This is a genomic window from Nocardiopsis alba, from assembly GCF_000710955.1.
Lineage (GTDB): Bacteria > Actinomycetota > Actinomycetes > Streptosporangiales > Streptosporangiaceae > Nocardiopsis > Nocardiopsis alba.
Map to the genome: position 1 here is coordinate 71,916 of NZ_BAZE01000007.1, position 26,725 is coordinate 98,640.

At 70.9% G+C, this 26,725-nt stretch carries 24 protein-coding genes; 14 read left to right on the forward strand and 10 right to left on the reverse strand.

Going from position 1 to position 26,725, the window contains the following annotated elements; genetic code table 11:
- Positions 1-194 precede the first annotated feature (194 nt).
- Positions 195-2,168, forward strand: a complete 1,974-nt coding sequence (gene thrS / locus TR33_RS14460) for a threonine--tRNA ligase (protein ID WP_026125088.1) — start codon at positions 195-197, stop codon at positions 2,166-2,168.
- A 76-nt stretch (positions 2,169-2,244) separates the two neighbouring features.
- Here the strand turns inward: thrS and TR33_RS26915 are convergent, their stop codons facing one another.
- The 6 genes from TR33_RS26915 to TR33_RS14485 all read right to left on the reverse strand — a co-directional run bounded on the left by TR33_RS26915 (position 2,245) and on the right by TR33_RS14485 (position 9,413).
- Complete coding sequence (locus TR33_RS26915; RefSeq protein ID WP_014913300.1) at positions 2,245-2,403, reverse strand: hypothetical protein; 159 nt, start codon at positions 2,401-2,403, stop codon at positions 2,245-2,247.
- Between the two features lie 101 nt (positions 2,404-2,504).
- Complete coding sequence (locus TR33_RS14465; RefSeq protein ID WP_042283650.1) at positions 2,505-3,185, reverse strand: hypothetical protein; 681 nt, start codon at positions 3,183-3,185, stop codon at positions 2,505-2,507.
- A 307-nt stretch (positions 3,186-3,492) separates the two neighbouring features.
- Positions 3,493-4,356, reverse strand: coding sequence for a serine/threonine-protein kinase (locus tag TR33_RS14470; RefSeq protein ID WP_042283653.1), 864 nt, complete (start codon positions 4,354-4,356; stop codon positions 3,493-3,495).
- A 203-nt stretch (positions 4,357-4,559) separates the two neighbouring features.
- Positions 4,560-5,717 carry an acyl-CoA dehydrogenase family protein gene (locus TR33_RS14475; RefSeq protein WP_017535036.1) on the reverse strand — a complete coding sequence of 386 codons (1,158 nt, stop codon included), beginning with the start codon at positions 5,715-5,717 and terminating at the stop codon, positions 4,560-4,562.
- On the reverse strand, positions 5,714-7,795 hold the full coding sequence (locus TR33_RS14480) for an acetyl/propionyl/methylcrotonyl-CoA carboxylase subunit alpha (RefSeq protein WP_042283654.1): 2,082 nt from the start codon (positions 7,793-7,795) through the stop codon (positions 5,714-5,716). The genes TR33_RS14475 and TR33_RS14480 overlap by 4 nt, the downstream gene beginning before the upstream one ends.
- Before the next feature lie 7 nt (positions 7,796-7,802).
- Positions 7,803-9,413, reverse strand: a complete 1,611-nt coding sequence (locus TR33_RS14485) for a carboxyl transferase domain-containing protein (protein WP_017535038.1) — start codon at positions 9,411-9,413, stop codon at positions 7,803-7,805.
- 156 nt (positions 9,414-9,569) lie between these two features.
- Here TR33_RS14485 and TR33_RS14490 point away from each other — a divergent pair, with 156 nt between their 5' ends.
- The gene (locus TR33_RS14490) at positions 9,570-10,163 is read left to right on the forward strand and encodes an SACE_7040 family transcriptional regulator (protein ID WP_042283657.1); all 594 of its coding nucleotides are present in this window, start codon (positions 9,570-9,572) and stop codon (positions 10,161-10,163) included.
- An 83-nt stretch (positions 10,164-10,246) separates the two neighbouring features.
- On the opposite strand, the gene TR33_RS14495 is transcribed toward TR33_RS14490, so the two are convergent.
- Positions 10,247-10,807, reverse strand: a complete 561-nt coding sequence (locus TR33_RS14495) for a hypothetical protein (RefSeq protein ID WP_052358167.1) — start codon at positions 10,805-10,807, stop codon at positions 10,247-10,249.
- Positions 10,808-11,111: 304 nt separating this feature from the next.
- Between TR33_RS14495 and TR33_RS14500 the strand changes: the two genes are divergently transcribed.
- Complete coding sequence (locus tag TR33_RS14500; protein ID WP_042283659.1) at positions 11,112-12,485, forward strand: NAD(P)/FAD-dependent oxidoreductase; 1,374 nt, start codon at positions 11,112-11,114, stop codon at positions 12,483-12,485.
- Here the strand turns inward: TR33_RS14500 and TR33_RS14505 are convergent.
- A complete protein-coding gene (locus TR33_RS14505; RefSeq protein ID WP_042283661.1) occupies positions 12,473-13,123 on the reverse strand; it encodes a hypothetical protein in 651 nt (216 codons plus the stop codon). The genes TR33_RS14500 and TR33_RS14505 overlap by 13 nt on opposite strands.
- A 53-nt stretch (positions 13,124-13,176) precedes the next feature.
- Complete coding sequence (locus TR33_RS14510; protein ID WP_017535043.1) at positions 13,177-13,467, reverse strand: metal-sensitive transcriptional regulator; 291 nt, start codon at positions 13,465-13,467, stop codon at positions 13,177-13,179.
- Positions 13,468-13,708: 241 nt separating this feature from the next.
- Between TR33_RS14510 and TR33_RS26635 the strand changes: the two genes are divergently transcribed.
- From TR33_RS26635 to TR33_RS14540, 6 genes are all read left to right on the forward strand, one after another.
- Positions 13,709-15,100, forward strand: a complete 1,392-nt coding sequence (locus TR33_RS26635) for a hypothetical protein (RefSeq protein WP_159068792.1) — start codon at positions 13,709-13,711, stop codon at positions 15,098-15,100.
- A 61-nt stretch (positions 15,101-15,161) separates the two neighbouring features.
- Positions 15,162-15,407, forward strand: coding sequence for a DUF2630 family protein (locus tag TR33_RS14520; RefSeq protein WP_014911967.1), 246 nt, complete (start codon positions 15,162-15,164; stop codon positions 15,405-15,407).
- A gap of 109 nt (positions 15,408-15,516) precedes the next feature.
- Positions 15,517-16,194 (forward strand): DUF4126 domain-containing protein, encoded by a 678-nt coding sequence (locus TR33_RS14525; protein WP_042283664.1) that lies wholly within the window; start codon positions 15,517-15,519, stop codon positions 16,192-16,194.
- 44 nt (positions 16,195-16,238) lie between these two features.
- Complete coding sequence (locus tag TR33_RS14530) at positions 16,239-16,916, forward strand: HAD family hydrolase (RefSeq protein ID WP_042283668.1); 678 nt, start codon at positions 16,239-16,241, stop codon at positions 16,914-16,916.
- A 213-nt stretch (positions 16,917-17,129) separates the two neighbouring features.
- The gene (locus tag TR33_RS14535) at positions 17,130-19,136 is read left to right on the forward strand and encodes an acetoacetate--CoA ligase (protein ID WP_042283670.1); all 2,007 of its coding nucleotides are present in this window, start codon (positions 17,130-17,132) and stop codon (positions 19,134-19,136) included.
- A gap of 115 nt (positions 19,137-19,251) precedes the next feature.
- Entirely contained in the window at positions 19,252-20,517 is a 1,266-nt protein-coding gene (locus TR33_RS14540; protein ID WP_042283672.1) for a heparan-alpha-glucosaminide N-acetyltransferase domain-containing protein, read from the forward strand.
- A gap of 10 nt (positions 20,518-20,527) precedes the next feature.
- On the opposite strand, the gene TR33_RS14545 is transcribed toward TR33_RS14540, so the two are convergent.
- Positions 20,528-21,214 carry a hypothetical protein gene (locus TR33_RS14545; RefSeq protein ID WP_014912451.1) on the reverse strand — a complete coding sequence of 229 codons (687 nt, stop codon included), beginning with the start codon at positions 21,212-21,214 and terminating at the stop codon, positions 20,528-20,530.
- A gap of 342 nt (positions 21,215-21,556) precedes the next feature.
- On the opposite strand from TR33_RS14545, the gene deoC reads away from it, so the two are divergent.
- The 5 genes from deoC (at position 21,557) to TR33_RS14570 (ending at position 26,667) form a co-directional block, all read left to right on the forward strand.
- Entirely contained in the window at positions 21,557-22,504 is a 948-nt protein-coding gene (gene deoC / locus TR33_RS14550; protein ID WP_017535053.1) for a deoxyribose-phosphate aldolase, read from the forward strand.
- Between the two features lie 2 nt (positions 22,505-22,506).
- Positions 22,507-23,937 (forward strand): aldehyde dehydrogenase family protein, encoded by a 1,431-nt coding sequence (locus TR33_RS14555; RefSeq protein WP_017535054.1) that lies wholly within the window; start codon positions 22,507-22,509, stop codon positions 23,935-23,937.
- A complete protein-coding gene (locus TR33_RS14560; protein ID WP_017535055.1) occupies positions 23,930-24,901 on the forward strand; it encodes an aldehyde dehydrogenase family protein in 972 nt (323 codons plus the stop codon). The genes TR33_RS14555 and TR33_RS14560 overlap by 8 nt, the downstream gene beginning before the upstream one ends.
- 63 nt (positions 24,902-24,964) lie before the next feature.
- Entirely contained in the window at positions 24,965-25,609 is a 645-nt protein-coding gene (locus tag TR33_RS14565) for a GNAT family N-acetyltransferase (protein ID WP_234305848.1), read from the forward strand.
- Positions 25,610-25,869: 260 nt separating this feature from the next.
- Entirely contained in the window at positions 25,870-26,667 is a 798-nt protein-coding gene (locus TR33_RS14570) for a purine-nucleoside phosphorylase (RefSeq protein WP_014911701.1), read from the forward strand.
- The last annotated feature ends 58 nt before the right edge of the window (positions 26,668-26,725 follow it).

A 26,725-nucleotide genomic window follows, 5' to 3' on the forward strand; every position in this document is an offset into this window, starting at 1 on the left:
CCGAATCACGGGTGTCCGTTCTGGATTCCCCGCCCCGACGGGCCCGGAGCGGCCGATGGGGGGATCGTCCCCGGGCCCTGTGGACGACGGGGCGACCTCATCACGGAGCCGATAGCATCGGTGACGAAACACCAGGCCGCCGTCACCGGCGGCCGGTGCGTATCCATGACATCGACGTATCCCTGGGAGTCACCGTGTCCGCCGCGTCTGAGCTGCATATCACCCTCGCCGGAACCTCGCGTGCGGTGGCGGCCACGACCACCGCGGGCCAGGCACTGGAGGCGGACGGCAAGACCGTGATCGCCGCCCTGGTCAACGGTGAACCCCGCGACCTGGCCCTGGAGCTCTCCGACGGCGACACCGTCGAGCCGATCGCGATCGACTCCGAGGAGGGGCGGGCGATCCTGCGCCACTCCACCGCGCACATCCTCGCCCAGGCCGTGCAGGAGCTCTTTCCCGAGGCGAAGCTGGGCATCGGTCCGCCCGTCGAGAACGGCTTCTACTACGACTTCGACGTCGCCGAGCCCTTCACCCCGGCCGATCTGAAGAGCATCGAGAAGAAGATGCAGCAGATCATCAAGCAGGGGCAGCGCTTCGACCGGCGCGCGGTCTCCGACGACGACGCCCGCGCCGAGCTGTCCACCGAGCCCTACAAGCTGGAGCTGATCGGTCTCAAGGGCGGGGCCGCCGAGGCGGCCGACGGCGCCTCCGCCGAGGTCGGCGCCGGCGAGCTCACCATCTACGACAACGTCCACCCGCGCACCGGCGAGCTGTGCTGGAAGGACCTGTGTCGGGGCCCGCACCTGCCCACCACCCGGGTGGTCCCGGCCTTCAAGCTCATGCGCACCGCCGCCGCCTACTGGCGCGGCAAGGAGACCAACCCGCAGCTCCAGCGGATCTACGGCACCGCCTGGGAGAGCAAGGACGCGCTCAAGGCGTACCTGACCTTCCTGGAGGAGGCCGAGAAGCGCGACCACCGCAAGCTCGGCTCCGAGCTCGACCTGTTCTCCATCCCGGACGAGATCGGCTCCGGACTGGCCGTCTTCCACCCCAAGGGCGGCATCATCCGCCGGGTCATGGAGGACTACTCGCGCAAGCGCCACGAGGAGAGCGGCTACGAGTTCGTCTACTCGCCGCACGCCACCAAGAGCACGCTGTTCGAGAAGTCGGGGCACCTCGACTGGTACGCGGACGGCATGTACCCCCCCATGCAGCTCGACGGCGGTCAGGACTACTACCTGAAGCCGATGAACTGCCCGATGCACAACCTGATCTTCGACGCGCGCGGGCGCTCCTACCGTGAACTGCCGCTGCGCCTGTTCGAGTTCGGCACCGTGTACCGGTACGAGAAGTCCGGCGTGGTGCACGGCCTGACCCGCGCCCGCGGCTTCACCCAGGACGACGCCCACATCTACTGCACCAAGGAGCAGATGGCGGGCGAGCTCGACTCGCTGCTCACCTTCGTCCTCGACCTGCTGCGCGACTACGGCCTCGACGACTTCTACCTGGAGCTGTCCACCAAGGACCCGGAGAAGTACATCGGCGAGGACGAGGTCTGGGAGGAGGCCACCGGCATCCTCCGTCAGGCCGCCGAGAAGCAGGGCCTGGAACTGGTCATGGACCCGGGCGGCGCGGCCTTCTACGGCCCGAAGATCTCCGTCCAGGCCAAGGACGCCATCGGCCGCACCTGGCAGATGTCCACGATCCAGGTGGACTTCAACCTGCCCGAGCGCTTCGACCTGGAGTACACCGCCGCCGACGGCTCCCGTCAGCGTCCGGTCATGATCCACCGCGCCCTGTTCGGCTCCATCGAGCGGTTCTTCGCGGTGCTCCTGGAGCACTACGCCGGCGCCTTCCCGGCCTGGCTGGCCCCGGTCCAGGCGGTGGGCATCCCGATCGCCGACGAGCACGTGCCCTACCTCCAGGAGATCGCGGCCAGGCTCAAGGCCGAGGGCATCCGGGTCGAGGTCGACGCCGGAGACGATCGGATGCAGAAGAAGATCCGCAACGCCCAGAAGCAGAAGGTGCCCTTCATGCTGCTGGCCGGTGACGAGGACATCAGCAAGGGGGCCGTGTCCTTCCGCTACCGCGACGGCTCCCAGAACAACGGCGTCCCGATCGACGAGGCGGTCGCCGAGATCGTCGCCACCGTGCGCGAACGCCGCTGACCGCGACGGTCCCCTGAAACCACGGAGCGCCCGTTCCCCCTCGTGGGGGCGGGCGCTCCTCGTGTTCTCCAGGGGGTCAGTTCCGCTCCCGGCGGTCGCGGGGCGCGGGGTCCTCCTTGAAGAGATCCTCGCGGGAGATCTGCGCGGTGGCGTCGGGGTCCGCCGTGGTCTCCTCCTCGTCGTCGCGGAACAGATCCGCGCGCGAGATGCGGTGCGTGGCGTTGGGGTCGCTCATCGGGTCCTACTCCTCGTGGTTCGGGCAAGGCGGATTTTATCGGGACCACACCGGGTGGCCGAACGTCCGGGTGCGTGCGCCGGGGGTAGTCGTGTCCGGGCTCAGGAACCGGCGGTGTTGAGCCCCCACGCCCGGCCGGGGATCCGGTCGACCAGATCGATCAGATAGTCGGCGGCGGTCAGGGCACGGGCGGGATCGAGTCGCATCGGCGCCCAGGTGAGGACGTGCCCGCCGGAGAAGCGGACCGGGAGCGACCGGGAACGACAGTCCGACAACAGCCACGCGACGGTCCCCCGGGTCAGGACGGCGCGGGCGAAACGCTCGTCGTCACCGCTGGTGTGAAAGGCCCCGGCGAAGGCGCGGTCGATCTCCTCCGGTTCTCCGCGACCGTCGAACGACACGGTGCGGGACAGATCACGGCGGTGGATCTCCAGTTCCGCGCCCGGGCCGGGCGCGCGCACCGCCACGATCCGGTGGGGGCGCGGCGCGGGACCGTCCCCTCCCCGGCCGGAGGGGCGGTCGAGCTCGAACAGGGTGACCAGGTGGCGGCCGCGTCGGCCGGTGAGCACGTGGCGTGCCCGGACGCCGGGGGCGCGAAGTTCCCGGGGCAGGGTGGCGTCCGCCAGCGGGGAAGGGTGCTGTTCGACGTAGTCCCAGTCGTGCTCCCGGGCCCATCCGCGCAGCTCGGCGACCCGCTCCTGGCGAAAGTGCGCGGCGACCGTGATCACTCCGGCGGACACCACCACGGCGACCAGGGCGATCAGCGGCAGAGCGCCTTCCATCCGGTGTCTCCTCCGGTGGGGAACGTGTGAGGGCCGGTGGACCCGTGCGAGGCGTCGTGGCGATCCGGGTCGGTCGCGGGCCCGGTGACAGGGGGCCGCGTCGGCCTTACGAGTCCATTCTGTGCCGCCCTCGTCCACTTGTCACCCCCGTGTGATCACTCTTCGCCGTCACCGGTACAACACCGGCCTCGTACACCTCTGGTATCCCGGTGCACGGGCCTCTGGTCGGCCGAGAGACCACGCTCGGTCACCTGTCGTGGTGGATCGGAGGCTCAGAGTGATACGTGTCCGATTGTGGCCAACCGGGTCACCAGGAACGCCGGGTGAGGGGACCGTCCTGCCGCGGCAGCGATGACAGGAGCTGGGCGGGAGAGGGGCGCAGGACCGGATCCGGGGCCAGCGCCGCGCGCACGATGGGCAGGAGCTCGGCCGGCAGACCGATCAGGTCGGCCTCGCCGCGCAGGATCCGCTCCTCGACCGACGCGACGGGTCCGGTGCCGAACGGGTTGCGCCCGGTGGCGGCGTAGGCCGTCACCTGCCCCCAGTTGAACACGTCGGAGGCGGTCGTGGCGGCCCCTCCGCGCAGACGTTCGGGGGAGACCCATCCCGGGGTGCCCCAGATCCGCCCGCAGGAGGGCAGAGAGGCCGCCGAGGCCGCGACGCCGAAGTCCAGGACACGCGGCCCGGAGGGGGAGAGGACGACGTTGCCCGGCTTCAGGTCCCGGTGCACGAGCCCGGCCCGGTGGATGTCGGCCAGGGCGGTGACCACACCGGAGGCCAGAGCGATGAGGGCCCCCGCCCGCAACGGGCGTACGTGCTCGACCCGCTCGCGCAGGGTCGGACCGGGGACGTGGAGGGTGGCCAGCCAGGGGATCTCCGCCCGGGGCGCGGCGCCCGCGAACCGGGGCACGAAACGGCCGCGCACGCGTCGCAGCGCGGCCACCTCCCGGGCGAAACGTTCACGGAACTCGGGTTCGTCGGCCAGCTCCGGATGCACCGCCTTCACCGACACCGAACGGCCGGTACGAGAGCGACCGAGATAGACGGTCCCCATCCCGCCCGAGCCGAGCCGCCCGAGCAGTCGATAGGGGCCCAGCCTCGTCGGGTCGTGGGCACTCAGGGGGAGGACCTCGGTGGGGTCCTGCGGACGGGGAAAGAGGGAGAGGGGCACTGCGCCGGGACCTCGGGGGCATGAGGGGCCTTGAGCGGACCCATGATGCCGGCCGAACGCGCATCACGCACGGTCGCCCCCCGAACACTCGGATCCCGATGATCTCCAGTGCGCTCTCCAGCCCCTTGAAGTCGTCCACATTCCTTGTGTACAGCGCGGGCCCGGGGACGCCGTTGTCCCCGGGCCCGCGGTCGGTGGGAGTCTCAGGCGGGAAGGCCGAGCTCGCGGGCGATCAGCATCTTCTGGACCTCGCTGGTGCCCTCGCCGATCTCCAGGATCTTGGCGTCGCGGTAGAAACGGCCCACGGCGTAGTCGTTCATGAAGCCGTAGCCGCCGAAGACCTGGGTGGCGTCGCGGGCGTTGTCCATGGCGGCGTTGGAGGCGATCAGCTTGGCGATCGCCGCCTCCTTCTTGAAGGGTTCGCCGGCGAGCATCCGAGAGGCCGCGTCGTAGTAGGCCAGACGGGCGCTGTAGGTGCGGGCCTCCATCTCGGCGATCTTGAACTGGATGGCCTGGTAGCGGGCGATGCTGCCGCCGAAGGCCTGGCGTTCGTGGGCGTAGCGGACGCTCTCGTCGACACAGCCCTGGGCCAGACCGACCGACAGCGCCGCGATGGCGATGCGGCCCTCGTCGAGGATGCGCAGGAACTGGGCGTAGCCGCGGCCGCGTTCGCCGACCAGGTTGGCCTCGGGCACACGGCAGTCCTCGAACACCAGTTCGTTGGTGTCGGAGGCGTTCCAGCCGACCTTGGAGTACTTCTGGCCGACGGAGAAACCGGGGGTGCCCTTGGGGACGAGGATCGAGGAGATCTCCGGCCGGCCGTCCTCGCGTTCACCGGTCACGGCGGTTACCGTGACCAGAGCGGTGATGTCGGTCCCGGAGTTGGTGATGAACGACTTGGTCCCGTTGATCACCCACTCGCCGTTCTCCAGACGGGCCGTGGTCTTGGTGGCACCGGCGTCGGAGCCGCCATCGGGTTCGGTCAGCCCGAAGGCGCCCAGGGCCTCGCCGGAGGTGAGCCGGGGCAGGTAGGTCTTCTTCTGCTCCTCGGTACCGAAGCGGTGGAGGGGCATGGCGCCCAGCGACACCCCGGCCTCCAGGGTGATCGCCACGGAGGAGTCCACCCGGGCCAGCTCCTCCAGGGCCAGGCACAGGGCGAAGTAGTCGCCGCCCATGCCGCCGTGCTCCTCGGGGAAGGGCAGCCCGAACAGGCCCATCCGGCCCATCTTGGCGACGATCTCGTAGGGGAAGGCGCCGCGCTCGTAGAAGTCGCCGATCACCGGCGCGACCTCGGTCTGCGCGAAGGTCTCCACCGCGGCCCGCAGATCGGCGTGCTCGGTCGAGAGTTCGTGGCGGTTCATCGCTGCTCCTCGGTGGAGGTGGAAGGGGTGTCGGCCGGGTTCTCGGGTTCGACGGTGACCAGGACGGCGTCCATGGGCACGGAGGAACCGGTGCGGACCGCCACGGAGGCGACGGTCCCGTCGATCGGGGAGGGCACGGAGTGCTCCATCTTCATGGCCTCGACCACCGCCAGGGTGGTTCCGGCGGTGACCGTCTGCCCGACCCGGACCGGTACGTCCAGGACGGTGCCGGGCATGGGGCTGCGGACGGTGCCGTCGGCGGCCGCGTCGTCCTCGCGCAGCGCCGCCGTCACCGGTTCCTCGTGCAGGCTCCAGGCGGCGCCCTCCAGCCCCAGCCACCGGTGGGCGGTGGCGGGGTCGTCGGCGCGGGCGTAGGTGACGGTGGTGTCGGCGTCGGTGATCGTGAGCCGGGTGCCGTCCGCGGAGCGGCGGGCCCCGAGCGCGACCGGCTCCCGGTCGGCCAGGGCGACCAGGTAGCGCCCGGGGGCGCCGTCGCGTCGGACCCGGACGACGACGGCGTCGTGGCCGGGGGCCCGCAGTCTCCACGGGGTCCAGGCGGGGCCGCCCATCCGCCAACCGTCGGGTACGGCGAACCGGTCGGCGGTGGGGCCGATCTCCAGGTCGAGCTGGTGGTCCAGGGCGGCGGCCATGGCCACGGAGGAGAGGAGGTCGGGGGCCTCCTCGGGCGGGTCGGAGGCGATGAGGTCGGTGCTCAGGTCGCCCGCGATCACCCGGGGGTGGCGCAGGAGGCGGCGCAGGTAGGCGGTGTTGGTCACACAGCCCAGCAGCCGGTAGGAGGCGAGCGCGGCGTCCATCCGGTTCAGGGCCTCGGCACGGTCCGCGCCCCAGGTGACGACCTTGGCCAGCATCGGGTCGAAGTCGGAGGTGACCGCCCCGCCCCGGGCGATGCCCGAGTCCACCCGCACGTGCGGGCCGGAGGGCTCCTCCAAGAGCAGGATCGGCCCGCCCGAGGGCAGGAAACCGCGGTCGGCGTCCTCGGCGTAGATCCTGGACTCCACCGCGTGCCCCTCCCAGGAGACGTCCTCCTGAGCGAAGGGCAGGGCCTCGCCATAGGCCACGCGTACCTGGAGTTCCACCAGGTCGACGCCGCGCTCGCCGCGTACGGCGACGACCTCCTCGGTGACCGGGTGCTCCACCTGGAGGCGGGTGTTCATCTCCAGGAAGGAGAAGGACAGGCCTCCGTCGGGGTCGGTCTCGGCGATGAACTCGACGGTGCCCGCGCCCACGTAGCCGCAGGATCGGGCGGCGGCGACGGCGGCCTCGCCCATGGTCCGGCGCTGCCCCTCGGTGAGCAGGGGGGAGGGGGCCTCCTCCACCACCTTCTGGTGTCGGCGTTGCAGGCTGCACTCGCGTTCGCCCAGGTGCAGGACGTGGCCGTGCGCGTCGGCCATGACCTGGACCTCGATGTGGCGGGGCCGCCGGACGAGCTTCTCCACCAGGAGGGTCGCGTCACCGAAGGAGGCCAGCGCCTCGCGGCGGGCGGCCGCGGCGTCGGCGAGCAGGCTCTCGGGCGCGTACACGGAGCGCATGCCCTTGCCGCCGCCTCCGGCGGAGGGCTTGATGAGCAGCGGGTAGCCGGTCTCCTCGGCCGCGCGAAGGAGTTCGTCGTCGTCCAAGGGCTGTCCGGGTTTCTCGGCGAAGCCGCCCAGGACGGGCACCCCCGCCGCGGCGACGGTGTCCTTGGCGCGGATCTTGTCGCCCATGGCCTCGATGGCCGAGGCGGGCGGGCCGATGAAGACCAGGCCGGAGTCGGTGCACGCGCGGGCGAAGTCGGCGTTCTCCGACAGGAAGCCGTAGCCGGGGTGCACGCCGGTGGCCCCGCAGTCCAGGGCCAGGGCGACGATCCCGTCGGCGTCCAGGTAGTGCTCCACCCTCAGAGCGATGTCGGCGGCCAGGGTGTGCGGGGCCTCGGAGTCGGCGTCGGTGTAGACGGTGGCCGGGCTGATGCCCATGCGGCGCAGGGTACGCATGATCCGCAGCGCGATCTCGCCCCGGTTGGCGACCAGGACGCGCGCGACTCCGTGACTCCCCGAGATGGTGCGTGGTGTGGTGGTCAAGGGTTCCTCACATCCGGAAGACGCCGTAGCCCACGGGGTCCAGGGGCGCGTGGCGGGCGGCGGACAGGGCCATGGCGAGCACGTCGCGGGTGTCGACGGGGTCGATGACGCCGTCGTCCCACAGGCGGGCGGTGGAGTAGTAGGGGCTCCCCTGCTCCTCGTACTGGTCGCGGATGGGGGCCTTGAAGGCCTCCTCGTCCTCGGCCGACCACTCCTCCCCGCGTGCCTCCTTCTGGTCGCGGCGCACGGTGGACAGCACCGAGGCGGCCTGTTCGCCGCCCATCACGGAGATGCGGGCGTTGGGCCACATCCACAGGAAGCGGGGGGAGTAGGCGCGGCCGCACATCGAGTAGTTGCCGGCGCCGAAGGACCCGCCGATCACCACGGTGAACTTGGGGACGCGGGCGCAGGCCACGGCGGTGACCATCTTGGCGCCGTGCTTGGCGATACCACCGGCCTCGTAGTCGCGGCCGACCATGAAGCCGGAGATGTTCTGGAGGAACACCAGCGGGATCGAGCGGCGGTCGCACAGTTCGATGAAGTGGGCGCCCTTGAGCGCGGACTCGGCGAACAGGATGCCGTTGTTGGCGATGATCCCGACCGGGTGGCCGTTGATGTGCGCGAACCCGGTGACCAGGGTGGTCCCGTACTCGGCCTTGAACTCGGCGAATTCGCTGCCGTCGACGATCCGACCGATCACCTCTCGCACGTCGTAGGGGGTGCGGGTGTCGGAGGGGACCACGCCGTAGAGCTCCTCGGGGTCCAGCGCCGGCGGGCGCGGTTCCCGGGTCTCCCAGGCGGGCGGGTCGAGCGGGCCGAGGGTGTCGGCGATGGTCCGGACCCGGGCGAGGGCGTCGGCGTCGTCGTCGGCGAGGTGGTCGGTCACCCCGGAGACGCGCGAGTGCAGGTCGCCGCCGCCCAGTTCCTCCGCGGTGACGACCTCGCCGGTGGCGGCCTTCACCAGGGGCGGGCCGCCCAGGAAGATGGTGCCCTGCTCCCGGACGATGACCGCCTCGTCGCTCATGGCGGGGACGTAGGCGCCGCCCGCCGTGCACGACCCCAGGACCGCGGCGATCTGGGGGATGCCCATCCGGGACATGGTGGCCTGGTTGTAGAAGATGCGGCCGAAGTGCTCCCGGTCGGGGAAGACGTCGTCCTGCATGGGGAGGAAGGCGCCGCCGGAGTCGGCGAGGTAGACGCACGGCAGACGGTTGTGCAGCGCCACCTCTTGGGCGCGCAGGTGCTTCTTCACCGTCATCGGGTAGTAGCTGCCGCCCTTGACGGTGGCGTCGTTGGCGACCACCACCATGGGGCGTCCGGCCACGCGCCCGATCCCGGCGATCATCCCGGCGCCCGGCGCGTCGTGGCCGTCCGCGCCGTAGAGGCCGTAGGCGGCCAGCGGGGCGATCTCCAGGAAGGGGGATCCGGGGTCGAGAAGGAGGTCGACGCGGTCTCGGGGGAGGAGTTTGCCGCGCTCGACGTGGCGGATCCGGGTCTTCTCGGGGCCGCCGAGGGCGGCGGTGTCGATCCGTTCCCGCAGCTCCAGCGCGAGGGCGCGGTTCGCGGCGTCGTTGGCGGCGAACGCGGGCCCGGCGGTGTCCACCGCCGAGCCGAGCACAGGTGCCCTGCTCATGGTGTCCTCTCGTGGAGGGATGTTAATGCTCACTAACAAAGGTGATGTTAGTAACTACTAACATGGGTGTCCAGGGTGTGCCGACATCGGACGCCGAACGAGGCCGGACCGGCGAGAGCGCGGGTGAGGGGCGGGTGGACGATGGCCAGGGAGATGGGAAAGCGGAGGACGGCGATCCTGCGGGCGGCGGCCCGCCTCTTCGCGGCGCACGGCTACCGGGGGGTGACCATCGACGACCTCGGGCGCGCGGTCGGTACCACCGGCCCCGCCCTCTACCGTCACTTCCCCGGTAAGGAGGCCCTGCTCGGGGCGGTCCTGGTGGACATCAGCGAACGTCTGGCCGCGCGCGGACGTGCCCTGGTGGCCGAGGCCGACGGGCCTGAGGAGGCGCTGCGGGCCCTGTTGCGGGGCCACATCGAGTTCGCCTTGGACGAGCCCGACCTCATCACCGTCCACGATCGTGAACTGGGCAACCTCACCGAGGAGGACCGGCGTACGGTCCGCCGGCTCCAGCGCGGCTACGTGGAGGAGTGGGTCGGTGTTCTGGAGAAGCTGTGTCCGAACGTTCCCGGGCCCGCGCTCAGGGCGTCGGTGCACGCGGCCTTCGGGCTGCTCAACTCCACGCCGCACAGTCGAGGGGAGCTCTCTCGAGAGGCGATGGCGGACCTGCTCCTGGAGATGGGGGGCGCGGCCCTGCTCTCGGCAGGGGACGGGACGACGGAGGTCTCTGAGTGATCGGGGCCCCGGGGCGGCTCCTTCGCCTGGACGAATGAAGGGGCGGACGGCCACGGCCGTCCGCCCCTCGTCATCGCGGCCCGTCAGGGAAGCAGGCCACCGGTCACGCCCTCGATGGGCTGGGTGAGGTCGCTCGGGACCTCGGCGGGCAGTTCGGCCGGGGCCTCGGCGGGAACGTCGACGGGGGCCTGGCCGACGACGTCCTCCACGGGCTGGGTGACGTCACTCGGGACCTCGGCCGGGATCTCCGCGGGTACCTCCGCCGGCAGCTCGGCCGGGGCCTCGCCCACGATGCCCTCCACGGGCTGGGTGACGTCGGCCGGGACCTCGGCGGGCAGTTCGGCCGGGGCCTCGGCGGGAACGTCGACGGGGGCCTGGCCGACGACGTCCTCCACGGGCTGGGTGACGTCACTCGGGACCTCGGCCGGGATCTCCGCGGGTACCTCCGCCGGCAGCTCGGCCGGGGCCTCACCGACGACGTCCTCCACCGGCTGGGCGACGTCGGCGGGCGCCTCGGCCGGGATCTCCGCCGGAGGCCGCTCGGGGGACGGGTCGGCCCCGGCGGCGAACGCCGCCCCGGCACCGAACACGGTCATCCCTCCGGCCAGTACGGTCGTGGCGGCGATCTTGGTGAACGGACGCATACGCGTTCCTTGCCCCTCTCCATGAACACGGGTCAGCACATTCTGTTCGTGCTCGACCACACACAGTCACCTAGTGTTCGGGGTGCGCGACCAAGGGCGGGTTTCGTCGGGTTGAAGTCCCCGTATGCCTTTTCGGGCGAGGACCAATGGGGGTCAAAGTCCCGGAAACGACTCGTGTGGGAGGCAGAGGAAATCCGACCGGACCCGTACGTTCGGCAGGGGCGAAGTGGGTACGCCCCCCGTTCAGGGCCCCTCTAAGGCCCGGGACGTCCCGACCCCGACACGGAGAAGGAGCGGTGAACACATGTCTCGGCCTCGGATCGTGGTGGTAGGAGCGGGTTTCGGTGGACTTCACACCGTTCGCCATCTGGAACGTCGTATCCCGAACGGGGCGGCCGACATCGCGCTGGTCGCTCCGCACGACTACATGCTCTACAGCCCGCTGCTGCCCCAGGTGGCCTCGGGTCTGCTCACCCCCCAATCGGTGGCCATGTCGGTGCACCGGCTCACCCGCAAGACCCGCTTCGTCCCCGGCCACGCCATCGGTGTCGACCCACGGGAACGCGTGGTGGTGGTGCGTCGCCCCACCGGAGAACTGATCCCCTGTCCCTACGACCGGCTGGTCCTGGCGCCGGGCGGGGTCACCCGGGAGTTCGACATCCCCGGCCTCGCCGAGCACGCCTACGGGGCCAAGACCCTGGCCGAGGCGGTCCTGCTCCGCGACCACGTCCTGGCCCAGCTGGAACTGGCGAACGACTCTCGAGACCCGATCGAGCGGGAGGAGCGCTGCCGGTTCGTGGTGGTCGGCGGCGGCTACACGGGGGTGGAGACCGCCGCCTCCCTGATGCGCCTGTGCGAGGAGGCCGCGCGTCGCTATCCGGAACTGCGCTCGGTGATCCGCTGGCATCTGGTCGACATCGCCCCCAAGGTGCTGCCCGAGCTGGGGGACCAGCTCGGCCGTAAGGCCATGGACCTGCTCCGGGGGATGGGCATCGAGGTCAAGCTCAAGGTGAGCGTCCGCGAGGTGAGCGCGGACAAGGTGGTGCTGACCGACGGCCGCTCCCTGCCCTGCCGGACGTTGATCTGGACGGCGGGCGTCTCACCGAGCCCGCTCATGGAGACTCTCGACAAGCCGACGATGCGGGGGCGTCTGGAGGTCGGTACCGATCTCTCCGTTCCGGGGCTGTCGGACGTCTTCGCCCTCGGTGACGCGGCGGCGGTGCCCGACCTGTCGAGCGCCGACAGCGCCTACTGCCCGCCCACGGCCCAGTACGCCGGTCGTCAGGCGGAGGTCGCCGCGCACAACGTGGTCGCCTCGGTCCTGGGCCGACCTCTGCACGAGTTCAAGCACAAGGACATGGGGCTGGTGGTGGACCTGAGCGGTAGGGACGCGTTGGCCCGGGTCCTACGGTTCGATCTGAGCGGACTGCCCGCGTTGGCGGTCACGCGCGGCTACCACGTGGCCTCGGTGCCCTCCACCACGGCGCGGGCGCGGATCGTGGCCAACTGGGGGATCAGGGCGGTCACCGGAGGCGAGGTCTCCCGTCTGGGGTTCGCCGACGGCGGTCGCCCCTCGTCGTTCGTGGCCAAGGAGACGGTCGACTACCTGGACGCGGAGGGCTCGCGTCGGGAGGGCGCCCGGCTGCTCGACAACGAACGGGCCCGTTACGGGGACTGATCGGGAACGTCGGCCCCGGAGGCGTCTTCGGGGGCGGAGGAGGCCCGTCGGCGTAGGTACAGGATGAGGGCGGTCGTCGCGGCGATCAGGAACAGGGCCGCGGCGATCCGCGCGTTGGAGAGGCTCCCCGGCAGGTCGGCCAGGTAGCGGCGGCTCGCCGATTCGGGGTCGGCCAGGACCGTCACGACGAACGCCGCGGACAGGACCATGGTGACGGCGAGCGTCGTGATCCCCGCCGTCCCTCGGAGCCCCAGACGGCGGCGCAGGACCCCGCCGGCCTCGATGATCCGGGTCACCCGGGCCAGGCGCAGTGTCCCCGCGGTCCGGACCAGGCGTAGGACCTGGGCCGGACCGAGGGTGAAGAGGAGCGCGGGCACGGTGAGCACGGCGATGAAGGTGGTCCACCTGTGCGTGCGCAACCACGCGCGTTTGTCCTTCGCCAGGAGGATGAGCAGGATCCACTCGGCCCACAGGGCCAGTCCGGCCGCCCAGTTGACCTGGCGGCCGATCCGGCCCCATATCCCCTCGCCCCACAGATCCAGGAAGATCGCGGGAACGGAGACGGCCGCGCACACCATGACCGGGAGGGCCAGGTGGCGCTCCAGAGCGCTCGAACGGCTGTTCTCGGTGGGGGGCATACGCGAACGTCGATCCTCGGGAGACCCGTGGGGCGGGGGATGTGGCGGAACGGTCAGGAGCGGACGAGACGGGCGATCGCGTCCGATGCCTCGCGGACCTTCTCCTCCGCCTCGTCGCCGCCGTTGGCGACGGCGTGGGCGACACAGTGCTTGAGGTGCTCGTCGAGCATGGACAGCGCGAACGAGCGCAACGCCTTGTTGACCGCCGAGGTCTGGGTGAGGATGTCGATGCAGTACTGGTCGTCCTCGACCATGCGCTGGAGTCCGCGGATCTGGCCCTCGATGCGGCGGAGTCGGTTGATGTGGCTCTGTTTGTCGCTGCTGTAACCGTGGGTCGCCGTCATACCTTCGTTCCCGTGTAGTACCTGCTCAGCTGTCATCAGAATACCCCCTCGTGGTATTGAAGGCCGGGGTTCGGCCTTCTATTCCGCCGCGGGGTCCTGGGGTGAGGGCGATTCGCCCTCAATGGGGTCACAGTAGGAGTTTCCCAGATCGATGGGCCGGTCGCTTCGCCATGTCGGACCCCCCCTCCCTTATCGTTGCTCTGAGTAGTCGTTTGGTTTCGATAAGTAACTTGGAGTGCGGATGTCACTACAGACCACGAGGGTCCGTCAGACGGGGGTGGCCATAGTGGCGTCTGTTCTGTTGGCGTCCGGGGCCGTGGCCGCGGGGACCACCTTCACCGCCAGGGACGCGGTCGCCCAGCCCGCCACGCCGTACGCCTCCAGCACCTGGGGTCGCCTCACGCTCGACCCCTCGGTCTACGGTGACGGGGCCGTCTCCGGAACCCTGACCGACCTGGAGGTCAGCGGTCAGGGCAACGAATCATGGGACATCAACACCGGACCCGGTTCGAACATCTCCGACAATCTGACCTCCGCCACCGGCACCGCCGAGGTGAACGTGGAGTCCTCGCCGGAGTCCGCGATGTCCAACGCCAACGGCGCCTTCACCAATCTGGACGTGCCCCTACCGGTCGGTGGGGGAGTGGCCGCCGGCCTGGTCGCCCAAGGGCCCAGGCAGCCCGACGGTCAGCACCGTCTCCTCTCCGTCTCCACCTGGAACAACCGAGTGCAGTGCGCCCCGCCCGCCGGGGTCATCATCCAGGACTCCACCACCGCGCCCTACTTCCTCGGCCGGCTGCTCAACGCGCCCGCGCCGAACTCCGCGGGCACCGCCGTCACGGAACTCGACTTCCCGGGCGACTACGGCGACGGGATCACCAACGCCCACGTCACCGTCACGATCTCCCACGTGTACGAGATCGAAGACCCCTACATCGGGCACGCCCGCACCGACTACACGGCGGTCGTCCAGGGGCAGGACGCGGACGGGAACCCCGTGGGGGCCCCGGAGACGCTCTTCGACATGACCCTCGGTGACGTTCGGGTCGATTGTGACCAGGCCGCCCCCCAGACGCCCGATCCGGAACCGACCCCGACGCCGTCGCCGACCGAGTCGCCCTCACCGAGTCCGTCTCCTTCGCCGAGCCCCTCTCCCAGCCCTAGCCCGTCTCCTTCGCCCACGCCTTCTCCGAGCCCGAGTCCTTCGTCGTCGCCCACGGCGTCTCCGTCTCCGTCGCCGACCGAGACCCCCTCACCGATCCCGATCCCCACTCCGTCTCCGAGCCCATCCCCGAGTCCGACACCGTCGCCCACCGGGTCGCCGTCTCCGACCCCCACCCCGTCACCGACGGAATCCCCGTCCCCGAGCCCGACCGGGTCGCCCACGCCGAGTCCGGCTCCGACCGAGGAGCCGACGGGTTACCCGACGCCGACGGAGGGGCCGACCGAAGAACCGACGGGCTACCCGACACCGACCGAGGAGCCGACGGAGAAGCCGAAGCCGCCGTCCCACGGGTACGAGCCCACGCTCCCGGTCACCGGCCCCGGAGTGGCGGCGCTGATCATCGGGGGGCTGGCCGCGATCGGAGCGGCCCTGGTCGCGTTCGTGGTCTCCCGTAAACGTTCGGTCTGAATCGGGTGATCCCCGGGCCGGAGCCCTTGCCCCGGCCCGGGGACGCGTCGACGATGACGGTATGAGCGACAGCGCCGAACAGGACATCATGACGACCATTCGCGGTCTGATGGACGAGGAGCACGCGCTCCGCTCCGACCCGGATGGTCTGGATCGAACCTCTCGCGCCCGGATGAAGCAGGTCGAGGAGGCGCTCGACCAGTGCTGGGATCTGCTGCGTCAACGCAGGGCGAAGGACGAGTACGGACAGGACCCGGAGGAGGCGAGGGTCCGCCCGGCCTCCGAGGTCGAGAACTACCGCCAATAGCGTCGAACGCGAAACCGGGAGCCTCCGGCGAGCGTCAACAACGATGAGTGCCGGTCCGAGGGTTCGGGCCGGCACCCTCTTTACCGTTCGGCGCGCACGAAGGAACCGCATGTTCGCCACGCTCACCGGCCTGGGCCTGTCCTCCGCGGCGGGGCTCAACGCCTACATCCCCCTCCTCCTCGTCGGGTTGGTCGCCCGCTTCACCGACCTGATCCCGCTCGGTCCCACCTGGGCCTGGCTGGAGCATCCCGTCACCCTGATCAGTCTCGGGGTGCTGCTGGTCGTGGAGTTCGCGGCCGACAAGTTCCCGGCGCTGGACAGCGTCAACGACGTCGTCCAGACGATCGTCCGACCGACCTCGGGCGGCATCACCTTCGGCGCGGGCGCCTCCACGGTGGAGCTGTCCGAGATCACCGGCGAGGCCTCCGGGGCCGCCGTGTCCTCCGGCGGGGTGGACTGGGGGCCGGTGATCGCCGGCGTGCTCATCGCTCTGGCCTTCCACCTGGTCAAGGCGTTGTCGCGGCCGGTGATCAACACGATGAGCCTCGGCTGCGCGGCGCCGGTGGTCTCCTTCCTGGAGGACGTCGTCAGCTTCCTCACCTCGTTGATGGCCATCCTCCTTCCGGTGCTCATCCTCATCGTGTTCCCGGCGATGGTGTTCGCCGCGGTGTGGGTGGTGCGTCGACGTCGACGGCTACGGTCCGAACGTCGCGACCGGCGCGGTTCGGACCCCGAGGAGGCTCTCCAAGGCGGCGATGACCTGGAGGATCCTCGGCGAGAGTGGTGAAAACCGCGTATCGCGAACGGACGTTCGGTCGTAAAGTGCATCCAATGGCTGAGATGACATCCGAGAACCACGACCCCCACCACATCGTCTGGGACTGGAACGGAACCCTGCTGGACGACAACCACGCCAACCTCGCCGCGGTCAACGCCGTCTGCGCGAGCTTCGGCCGTGAGCCGGTGGAGATGGACCATTGGCGTTCGATCTTCCGGCGTCCGCTCATCCCCTGCTACGAGGAGCTGCTGGGACGGACCTTCGCCGAGGGCGAGTGGGAGCGGGTCGAGAAACTGTACGACGAGAGCTACGTGAGCCACCTGCCCACCTGTGAGCTGGCGCAGGGCGTTCCCGACGTCCTCCACGCGTGGGCGGGGGAGGGACGCACCCAGTCGCTGCTGTCCATGGCCACCCACGAACACCTGGTCCCGCTGATCGCCGAGCGCGGTCTGACCTCGCACTTCACCCGGGTCGACGGGCGTAAGTTCGCCACGGTGAAGGACTCCAAGGCCGAGCACCTCATCGACCATCTGCGGCGTCAGGACCTGGACCCCTCCCGGGTCGTCCTCATCGGGGACATCGACGACGACGCCCGCGCCGCCCGTGAGGCCGGGGCCCGCACGGTCCTGGTCGCCAGCGGCCTGATGGCCCGTGAGCGTCTGGAGGCCACCGGTGCCCCCGTCGTCGACTCTCCGGCCGAGGCGGTGGCGGCGGTCCGTTCCCTGCGCTGACCCTCCGTGACCATTGTCCGCTCCGGCGGGCGGGCCCCGTTCTCGCGCGTCGTCGAGGGCGGGGTCCTCGCGTTCGGGTCGTCCCACGGTGACCTGCGAACACCAGTGGGCCGGGCCGGGCGCCGAAACCCGGGCCGGCGCGTGAGCGCGGATACGCGGTGTTGTTAGATGGGTCTCAAAGCAACACGTTCACGCGATTGGGAAGGCGGGCCAATGACGGAGAGCAGCGTGCCCCGTGTGCTCTGGGAGCCCGACGAGGAACGGATCGAGTCCTCCAACGTCGTCGCGTTCGCACGATGGGCCGCACGGGAGAAGGGGGTCGAGGCCTTCGGCTCCGGCGGGTCCACCGCCGTCCGCGACTTCGACTACGACGCCCTGTGGCGCTGGTCGGTCACCGACATCGACGGTTTCTGGGCGTCCATCTGGGAGTTCTACGGGGTCCGGGCCGACACCCCCTACGAGGCGGTCCTGGCCGACCGGAGCATGCCGGGCGCCGAATGGTTCCCCGGTTCGACGCTCAACTACGCCCGGCACGTTTTCGAGGGGCGTGACGACGACACCGTCGCGATCCGGCACGCCACCGAGCTGCGTCCGCTCTCCGAGTGGACCTGGGGCGAGCTGCGCGAGCGCACCGCCGCCATCGCCTCGGGGCTGCGCAGGCTGGGTGTGGGCGAGGGCGACCGCGTCGCGGCCTACCTGCCCAACCTGCCGGAGACCATCGCCGCCTTCTACGCGGTGGCCTCCCTCGGCGCGATCTGGTCCTCCTGCTCGCCCGACTTCGGCGTGCGCAGCGTCATCGACCGGTTCGCGCAGATCGAACCGAAGGTGCTGCTGGCCGTGGACGGCTACCGCTACGGCGGCAAGGACTTCGACCGCCGACCGGTGGTCGAGGAGCTGCGAGAGGCCCTGCCCACGGTCGAGCACACGGTCCTCCTCGACAACCTCTCCTCGGGCGCGACCCTGGAGGGCACCCTGCCCTGGTCCGAGCTGGAGGCCTCCGGCTCGGGCGACGCGCTGAGCTTCACCCCCGTCCCCTTCGACCACCCTCTGTGGGTCCTCTACTCCTCGGGGACGACCGGTCTGCCCAAGGCGATCGTCCAGGGTCACGGCGGCATCCTGCTGGAGCAGCTCAAGAACCTGAACCTGCACCTGGACGCCCAGGAGCACGACCGGGTCTTCTGGTACACCACCACCGGCTGGATGATGTGGAACTTCCTGGCCAGCGTCCTGCTGACCAAGGCCTCCATCGTCCTGTACGACGGCAGCCCCTCGACCCCCGCCTCCGGCCTGGACACCCTGTGGGAGCTGGCCGCCGACGCCGGTGTGACGGTCTTCGGGACCAGCGCCGGGTTCCTGTCCTCCTGCATGAAGGAGGGCGTCCACCCGCGCGAGGGGCGCGACCTGTCCGCGCTCAAGGCGATCGGCTCCACCGGCTCCCCGCTCAGCCCCGAGGCCTTCTCCTGGGCGTACGAGGAGTTCGGATCGGACCTGTGGCTGTTCTCCACCAGCGGCGGCACCGACATCTGTAGCTGTCTGGTCGGCGGTACCCCGACGCTCCCCGTCTACGAGGGGGAGATCCAGTCCCGGGGCCTGGGCATGGCGGTGGCCTCCTGGGACCCCGAGGGCAAGGAGCTCATCGGCGAGGTCGGTGAACTGGTCGTCACCGAACCGGCCCCCTCGATGCCGGTGTACCTGTGGGGCGACACCGACGGCGAGCGTCTGCGCGACAGCTACTTCTCCGTCTACCCCGGTATCTGGCGGCACGGCGACTGGATCGAGATCACCGAACGCGGCACGGCGATCATCTACGGGCGTTCGGACTCGACCATCAACCGCGGTGGCGTGCGCATGGGCACCAGCGAGATCTATCGCGCGGTCCTGTCCCTGGACGACGTCCTGGACGCCCTGGTCGTCGACGTCCCTCAGGGCGACGGCTCCTCCAAGATCGAACTGTTCGTCGTCCTGCGCGAGGGCGCCGACCTGGAGGGCGACGTGCCCAAGGAGATCGCCCGACGGATCCGCACCGACTGCTCGCCCCGCCACGTTCCGGACCGGGTCCGGGCGATCGCGGCGGTACCGCGCACGCTGTCGGGCAAGGTGCTGGAGGTCCCGGTCAAGCGCATCCTCATGGGCGAGCGGCCCGAGAAGGTGGCCAGCCGCGATTCGCTGGCCAACCCCGAGGCGCTGGACCACTTCAGCGACCTGGCCGAGCGGGGCTGACCCGCTCCGACCGGCCGGGGCGGAACGTCCACTCCGCCCCGGCCGGTCGAAGGCCGGCGGTACGGGGCCTAGCACGAAGAAGGGGAATGTCCGGAACAGGCATAACCTGACGGATGTGGCACAGCATCAGTCAGGCGACACAGGCGCGCCCTCGGGAACGCCCTCCTCGGTCGCGCGCAGGATCGACGGTATCGACGCGGCCCGCGCCCTCGCGGTCTTCGGCATGTTCGCGGTCCACCTCGGGGTGGCCTCCCACGGTCTGCTCCCCGAGGAACAGGGGTGGGCGCTGCACGGGCTGGTCCGAGGCAACTCCTCGGCGCTCTTCGCCTTCCTGGCCGGTGTCTCGCTGGCCCTGATGACCGGACGCACCCGGCCGGTCGAGGGAGACGCCCTACGCCGGGCCATCGTGCGGATCATGGCCCGCGCCGTGCTCATCGGGCTGCTCGGCGTGGTGCTGGACCTGTTCGCGGTCCCGATCGCCGTCATCCTCACCTACTACGCCGGGTTCTTCCTGCTGGCGCTGCCGTTCCTCCGGGCGCGGGCGGCCGTGCTGTGGACCGCGGCGGGGACCCTGGCCCTGTGCGGCCCGGTGGCGTCCTTCCTACTGCGCCGCGACCTCGTCCCGACGGCACCGCGCACGGGATCGCTCACCTCGCTCCCGGAGTTCCTCCTCACCGGCTACTACCCGGCCATCACCTTCATGACCTTCGTCCTGGCCGGGATGGCGGTGGGCCGCACCGATCTGACCGCCACCGCGGTCCGCGTGCGCATGGCGGTCGGTGGGGCCGTCGCCGCCGCGCTCGGCTACCTGGGGCCGTGGCTCCTGCTCGAGCGGATGGGCGGGATCGACCGGCTGACCGAGGCTCACAGCACCTTCCTCGCCGGGGCCCCGCTGGGTTCGATGGACGCCTGGACGGCGGAGCAGCTGCGGGAGAACACGCGCGACGCCATGCACAACGTCAGCGGGCAGGTGCCCACCGACAGCTGGTGGTGGCTGGCGGTGGGGACACCGCACACCGGTACGACCTTCGAGATCCTGGAGGCGGTGGGGCAGGCACTGGTGGTGCTGGTGGTGTGCATGCTGCTCGCCGAACGGCTGCCCCGCGCGATGTACCCGCTCACCTCGGTGGGGCGGATGCCGCTGACCGTCTACACCGGGCACATCCTGGTGCTGGCGATCCTGATCCCGTTCCAAACGGAGACCACCATGGGGGCCGGCGGCCCCTGGTACATGGAGTGGTTCGTGTTCGGATCGCTCCTCTTCGCCTCCCTATGGCGCTACGCGGTGGGACGGGGGCCGCTCGAACTCGGGCTGGCCCGCTGCGCCGACGCCGCGGTCACCGTGGTGGAGGAACGTCGACGGGAGAACGGCGCTCCCTAGCCGGAGGACCTCAGGGGCGGTCGGGGCGTCGGATGTGCGCCGAGGTGCGGTCCTGGTGGGCGAGGGAGTCGGTGGTGGTGCGGGTGTTCTGCCGGATGAGGCGGCGGGCGTCGTCGGCGGCCGACCGGGCCACGGCGGGGCTGGCCACCGGGCGCTGCGACAGTTCGGTGTCCTGAGGCAGCCCGATGTCCATGGGGAGCCCGGCCTTGCCGATCACCCGGAGCTGGGCCTCCTCCTGGGACAGGGAGGGGCGGATGTCGCCGTCGGGCGTCTTCCACGCGCTCAGACGGTGCGAGAACCAGCGGCCGCCCTGATAGCGCTCGCCCTTCTCCCACACGCGACCGTCGGGCCGGTGGCCCAGGGCGTGCTCGACGTCGGCCAGGGTCCAACCGGCCGAGAAGAAGCGGGCGCACTCGGCCTTGAGGAAGGCGAAGTCCACTCCGCGCAGCGAGGTGTCCTCCCGACGCAGCCGTTCACAGGCGTCGTGCACGGCGTGCGGGGTGTGCCGGGGCCGGTGCAGCGGGTCGACCTCGGGCTTGCGCAGCAGGGAGTCGTCGACGGTCACGATCACCTCGCCCCGACGGTTGTCCCAGACGCTCACGTCCTCGCGGGCCCACCCCTGCGATTCGGCCAACGCGGTCGCCATCCTGCGCAGGTCGATCCCGTCGTCGTCACTGCTGATCCGAAACTCCGCCATGCCTCCACGATAACGGTCCGGTGCGACGTCCATCGAGGTCCAAGGGAGTGGTCCGGTCTAGACCGGAGAGGACGCCGACCCTGTCGAAGTTCGTCGAAAAACCCCGTTTCCACCCCGATTCGAGGGTCTATTCGGAGGAAACCATGACAGAGATCCACCCCTGTCCTTGGAGGCTTCTCCAACCTTGGGGGATCGAACGTGCGGGGGCGCGCCGCCGAAGCGACCCGGGGTTATGGTGACCACCTGACGGCCGGAAACGGGGCCCGCACCCCGTACCGAGCCCGTACGGGCCGTCCCCCACCGGTCACCGGCGGACGGCCACACGAACCGACGAAGCTGTAGGTGCCCGTGCCACACACCGCGACCGTGCCCGAGGCGATCACCGACCACGCTCTCCGGGCCTACCTGCACGGCCTGCCGGGAGTCGACGAGGTCGGCGCCCGAGCCCGGGCCCAGGACCTGGCCACCAGGTCCATCAAGACGACCGCCAAGGCGGCCGCCATCGACCTGGCGATCTCCATGGTGGACCTGACCACGCTGGAAGGGGCCGACACCCCCGGCAAGGTCCGCTCCCTGTGCGTCAAGGCGGCGCTGCCCGACCCCGCCGACCGCACCGTGCCCAAGGTGGGCGCCGTGTGCGTCTACCCGGACATGGTCGCCGTCGCCGTCGAGGCGTTGCGCGGCACCGGGATCGGCGTGGCCTCGGTGGCCACCGCCTTCCCCGCCGGGCGCGCCCCCATGGAGGTCAAGCTCGCCGACACCCGGCGCGCGGTCGCCGACGGGGCGGCCGAGATCGACATGGTCATCGACCGGGGCGCCTTCCTGGCCGGCCGCTACCTGAAGGTCTACGAGGAGATCGCCGCGGTCAAGGAGGCCTGCGGCGACGCCCACCTGAAGGTCATCCTGGAGACCGGCGAACTGGTCACCTACGACAACGTGCGCCGCGCCTCCCACCTGGCGATGCGGGCGGGCGCCGACTTCATCAAGACCTCCACGGGCAAGGTGTCCCCGGCCGCCACCCTCCCGGTCACGCTCATCATGCTGGAGGCCGTGCGCGACCACCACGCCGCCACCGGCCGCCGGATCGGCGTCAAGCCCGCCGGAGGCATCCGCACCACCAAGGACGCCATCCGCAACCTGGTCCTGGTCAACGAGACCGCCGGACCGGAATGGCTCACCCCGGACCTGTTCCGGATCGGTGCCTCCAGTCTGCTCAACGACCTGCTCATGCAGCGGACCAGGCTGTCCACCGGCACCTACCCGGGCCCCGACCACTACACGCAGGACTAGCCGTGATCTTCGAGTACGCGCCCGCACCGGAGTCCCGCTCCGTCGTCCACCTGCGCGAGACCTACGACCTGTTCATCGACGGCGAGTTCACCCCGGCCCTGAGCGGTGAGCACCTCACCAGTCTCAACCCGGCCGACGAGGAGACGCTCGCCCGGGTGTCCGTGGCCGGAGAGGCCGACGTCGACCGCGCCGTCGTCGCCGCCCGCCGCGCCCAGGAGAACGTCTGGGGCCGCATGAGCGGCGCGGAGCGGGGCAAGTACCTGTTCCGCATCGCCCGGATCATCCAGGAACGCTCGCGCGAGCTGGCCGTCCTGGAGAGCATGGACAACGGCAAGCCCATCAAGGAGACGCGCGACGTCGACCTGCCGCTGGTCGCCGCGCACTTCTTCTACCACGCGGGTTGGGCCGACAAGCTCGCCCACGCGGGCTTCGGCCCCGACCCCCGCCCGCTCGGCGTGGCCGCCCAGATCATCCCGTGGAACTTCCCGCTGCTCATGCTGGCGTGGAAGGTCGCCCCGGCCCTGGCCACCGGCAACACCGTCGTCCTCAAACCGGCCGAGACCACCCCGCTCACCGCGCTGGTCTTCGCCGAGATCTGCCAGGAGGCCGACCTGCCCCCGGGCGTGGTCAACATCCTGACCGGCGCGGGGGAGACCGGCCGGGCCCTGGTCGACCACCCGGGCACCGACAAGGTCGCCTTCACCGGCTCCACCGAGGTGGGCCGGGGCATCGCCCGCGCGGTGGCCGGCACCGACAAACGTCTCACCCTGGAACTGGGCGGCAAGGGCGCCAACATCGTCTACGACGACGCCGCACTCGACCAGGCCGTGGAGGGTGTGGTCTCCGGCATCTTCTTCAACCAGGGACACGTGTGCTGCGCCGGTTCGCGGCTGCTGCTCCAGGAGTCCATCGCCGAGGAGTTCCTGCCCCGTCTCAAGGAGCGCGTGGCCAAACTGCGCCTGGGCGATCCGCTGGACAAGAACACCGACATCGGCGCGATCAACTCCGCCGCCCAGCTGGAACGGATCCGCGAGCTCACCGACACCGCCGACGAGGAGGGCGTGGAGCGCTGGTCTCCCGAGTGCGCGCTCCCCGAGTCCGGTTACTGGTTCGCGCCCACCGTCCTCACCGGGGTCGGCCAGGCCCACCGGGTGGCCCGCGAGGAGATCTTCGGCCCCGTGCTGTCGGTACTGACCTTCCGGACCCCCGAGGAGGCCGTCACCAAGGCGAACAACACCCCCTACGGGCTCTCCGCCGGCGTGTGGACCGAGAAGGGCTCGCGCATGCTCTGGACCGCCGAACGGCTGCGCGCCGGGGTGATCTGGTCCAACACGTTCAACAAGTTCGACCCGACCAGCCCCTTCGGCGGCTACAAGGAGTCGGGATACGGCCGCGAGGGCGGGCGACATGGTTTGGAGGCCTACCTTGGCTGAGCGGCGCGACGGCGGCAAGAGGAAGAACGAGGGCGCGGCCGACGGCGGCGCCACCGAGAACCGGACGACCGCGACGAAGGCCGACGTTCCGGCCCGAATCGCGGTCCGCAAGACCTACAAGCTCTATCTGGGCGGGGCCTTCCCCCGCTCGGAGTCGGGTAGGAGCCACCCCGTGACCTCAGCGGACGGCGCACACCTGGCCAACGCCTCGCTCGCCTCGCGCAAGGACGCGCGCGACGCGGTGGTCGCGGCCCGTAAGGCCTTCGGCGGCTGGTCCGGTCGGACCGCCTACAACCGCGGCCAGATCCTCTACCGGATCGCCGAGGTGCTGGAGGGCCGACACGCCCAGTTCGCGGACCAGCTGGTCGCCGCCCTGGGGGTCTCCCGGGCCGAGGCCGACCGGTACGTGTCGGCGGCCGTGGACCGCTGGGTCCACTACGCCGGCTGGACGGACAAGTTCGCCCAGGTCATCGGGGGATCGAACCCGGTCTCGGGTCCCTACTACAACCATTCGACCCCCGAGCCCACCGGCGTCGTCGTGGTGTTCGCGCCCCAGGGCGCCCCGCTGCTCGGGCTGACCTCGGTGCTCGCCCCGGTCATCGCCACCGGCAACACCGCCGTGGTGGTCTCCTCCGAGAGCGCGCCCCTGGCCTCCATCGACCTGGCCGAGGTGCTCGCCACCTCCGACGTGCCCGGCGGTGTGGTCAACGTGCTCACCGGCAAGGCGGGCGAGATCGGTCCGCACCTGGCCTCGCACGCCGACGTCGACGCCCTGGACCTGACCGGGGCCGGCGAGTCGGCCGTCGACTTCGAGAGGGCGGCGGCGGCCACCCTCACCCGGGTACTGCGCCCCGGCCCCGAGGCCGACGGGGGAGAGGACGCCTGGCTCGACACCGACCCCGGTACCTCCAGGTTGACCCCTTTCCTGGAGACCAAGACGGTCTGGCATCCGGTCGGAATGTAAGACTGACGGTCCGGCCCGTCCCTCCCGGGGCGGGTCCGGTCCGACAGCCGAGTGGAGGACGACGTGCCGCCGAAGACCCCCGAACAGGCCGACACCCCCGCGACCACCGCGACCGAACACAGGAACGTTCCCGGGCTGCGCCTGGTGCGCCTGGACCGCAGGACCCCCGAGGTCGACACGCTGCGCGAGATCGTCACGCGTCAGCGGGTCGCCCCCGAACAGCGCAGGTTCGTCGACGAGGCGATGCACACCCTGCCCCGCGCCGACGCCGTACCCGACCTCTTCCCCTACGCGGTCGTGCTCACCGGGGCCGACCTGTCCGACCGTGCCCAGGCCCTGGACGCCTGCGCCGGTTTCGGCATCATCGACCGGGTCGGCGTGCTGCGCGACCTGGTGGACGAGCCGGAGCGGGCGGTCCTGCTGCGCGCCTTCTACCTGTCCCCCGAACATCAGGGGCACGGGATCGGCAGGACCGCCTGCTCGGCCCCGCTGCTCGACCTGCTCGTCTCCCAGATCGTTCCCGAGGCCGAACACATCGTCCTGTGCGTCAACGACGGCAACGAGGCCGGCGAACGCGCCTACCGGGCGGCCGGCTTCACCCCCACGGGCCGTCGCCACGACGCCGGTGACCACGGCATGCAGAGCGTCTTCTCCCGGCCGGTCGACACCGGCTACCACCCCGTCCCCCGACTTCCGGAACCACGATGACCCTCGTACCGGAGGCGCGTCCCACCGTCCGCCCGCTCCGGGCGGGCGGTGACGCGCCGGAGGCGGCGGTGCCCGTACGCGCCCATGACGTCACGCCACAATGGCAGCGCCGGGAGATCGGCCCGACCTCGTGCCATCGCCCCTGTCGGACCCCTTGGTCGCGCAGGCCGCGCCGTACGCCCGGGACGTGAGGTCGCGTCCCCTGAAGACCACCATCAGCACCCCGCCGCCCGCGCGGCACCGATGAAGGAGAACCCGTAGTGACTCTCACGCCCCAGGCCACCGCCGAGCAGGCCGCGAACGAGCTGCGCGAACGTACCGGTGTGGACGGATACGACGTGGCCCTGGTGATGGGCTCGGGCTGGGCCCCCGCCGCCGACCTGCTCGGAGACTCCGGTGAGGAGTTCGCCTCCGCCGAACTGACCGGCTTCCTGCCCCCGGCCGTCGACGGTCACAGCGGCACCATCCGCTCCATCACCGACGGAGACCGGCACATCCTCGCCTTCCTGGGCCGCACCCACCTGTACGAGGGGCACGGGACCGACGCCGTCGTCCACGGCGTCCGCACCGCCGTCGCCGCGGGCGCCGGGACCATCGTCCTCACCAACGCCGCGGGCGGGATCGCCCCCGGCTACTCGGTCGGTTCGCCGGTGCTCATCGCCGACCACATCAACATGACCGCGCTGTCCCCGCTGAGCGGGGCGTCCTTCGTGGACCTCTCCGAGACCTACAGCGCCGAGCTTCGCGCCATCGCCCGCAAGGTCGACCCCGACCTGGCCGAGGGCGTCTACGCGGCCATGCCCGGCCCGCACTTCGAGACCCCCGCCGAGATCCGGATGCTGCGCGCGTTGGGCGCCGATCTGGTCGGCATGTCCACGGTCCTGGAGGCCATCGCCGCCAGAGCGGCCGGGGCCCGGGTCCTGGGGATGTCCCTGGTCACCAACATCGCGGCGGGGCTGGAGGGGGCCAACCTCGACCACGAGGAGGTCCTGGCCACCGGCCGTGACTCGGCCGAGACCGTCGGCCGTCTGCTGGCCGACATCGTCGGCCGGATCTGATCCGACCCCGCACCGACGCCCCTCTCCCGTCCGGGGCCCGTACCGCCCCGGACCTCCC

Coding starts and splice junctions, on each gene's coding strand:
- TR33_RS14475 (WP_017535036.1), bottom strand. CDS start 5,717: ATGAACCGCCACGAACTCTCGACCGAGCACGCCGATCTGCGGGCCGCG.
- TR33_RS14490 (WP_042283657.1), top strand. CDS start 9,570: ATGGCCAGGGAGATGGGAAAGCGGAGGACGGCGATCCTGCGGGCGGCG.
- TR33_RS14545 (WP_014912451.1), bottom strand. CDS start 21,214: ATGGCGGAGTTTCGGATCAGCAGTGACGACGACGGGATCGACCTGCGC.
- TR33_RS14495 (WP_052358167.1), bottom strand. CDS start 10,807: ATGCGTCCGTTCACCAAGATCGCCGCCACGACCGTACTGGCCGGAGGG.
- TR33_RS26635 (WP_159068792.1), top strand. CDS start 13,709: ATGTCACTACAGACCACGAGGGTCCGTCAGACGGGGGTGGCCATAGTG.
- TR33_RS14530 (WP_042283668.1), top strand. CDS start 16,239: ATGGCTGAGATGACATCCGAGAACCACGACCCCCACCACATCGTCTGG.
- TR33_RS26915 (WP_014913300.1), bottom strand. CDS start 2,403: ATGAGCGACCCCAACGCCACGCACCGCATCTCGCGCGCGGATCTGTTC.
- TR33_RS14500 (WP_042283659.1), top strand. CDS start 11,112: ATGTCTCGGCCTCGGATCGTGGTGGTAGGAGCGGGTTTCGGTGGACTT.
- TR33_RS14510 (WP_017535043.1), bottom strand. CDS start 13,467: ATGACGGCGACCCACGGTTACAGCAGCGACAAACAGAGCCACATCAAC.
- TR33_RS14505 (WP_042283661.1), bottom strand. CDS start 13,123: ATGCCCCCCACCGAGAACAGCCGTTCGAGCGCTCTGGAGCGCCACCTG.
- TR33_RS14465 (WP_042283650.1), bottom strand. CDS start 3,185: ATGGAAGGCGCTCTGCCGCTGATCGCCCTGGTCGCCGTGGTGGTGTCC.
- TR33_RS14535 (WP_042283670.1), top strand. CDS start 17,130: ATGACGGAGAGCAGCGTGCCCCGTGTGCTCTGGGAGCCCGACGAGGAA.
- TR33_RS14520 (WP_014911967.1), top strand. CDS start 15,162: ATGAGCGACAGCGCCGAACAGGACATCATGACGACCATTCGCGGTCTG.
- TR33_RS14525 (WP_042283664.1), top strand. CDS start 15,517: ATGTTCGCCACGCTCACCGGCCTGGGCCTGTCCTCCGCGGCGGGGCTC.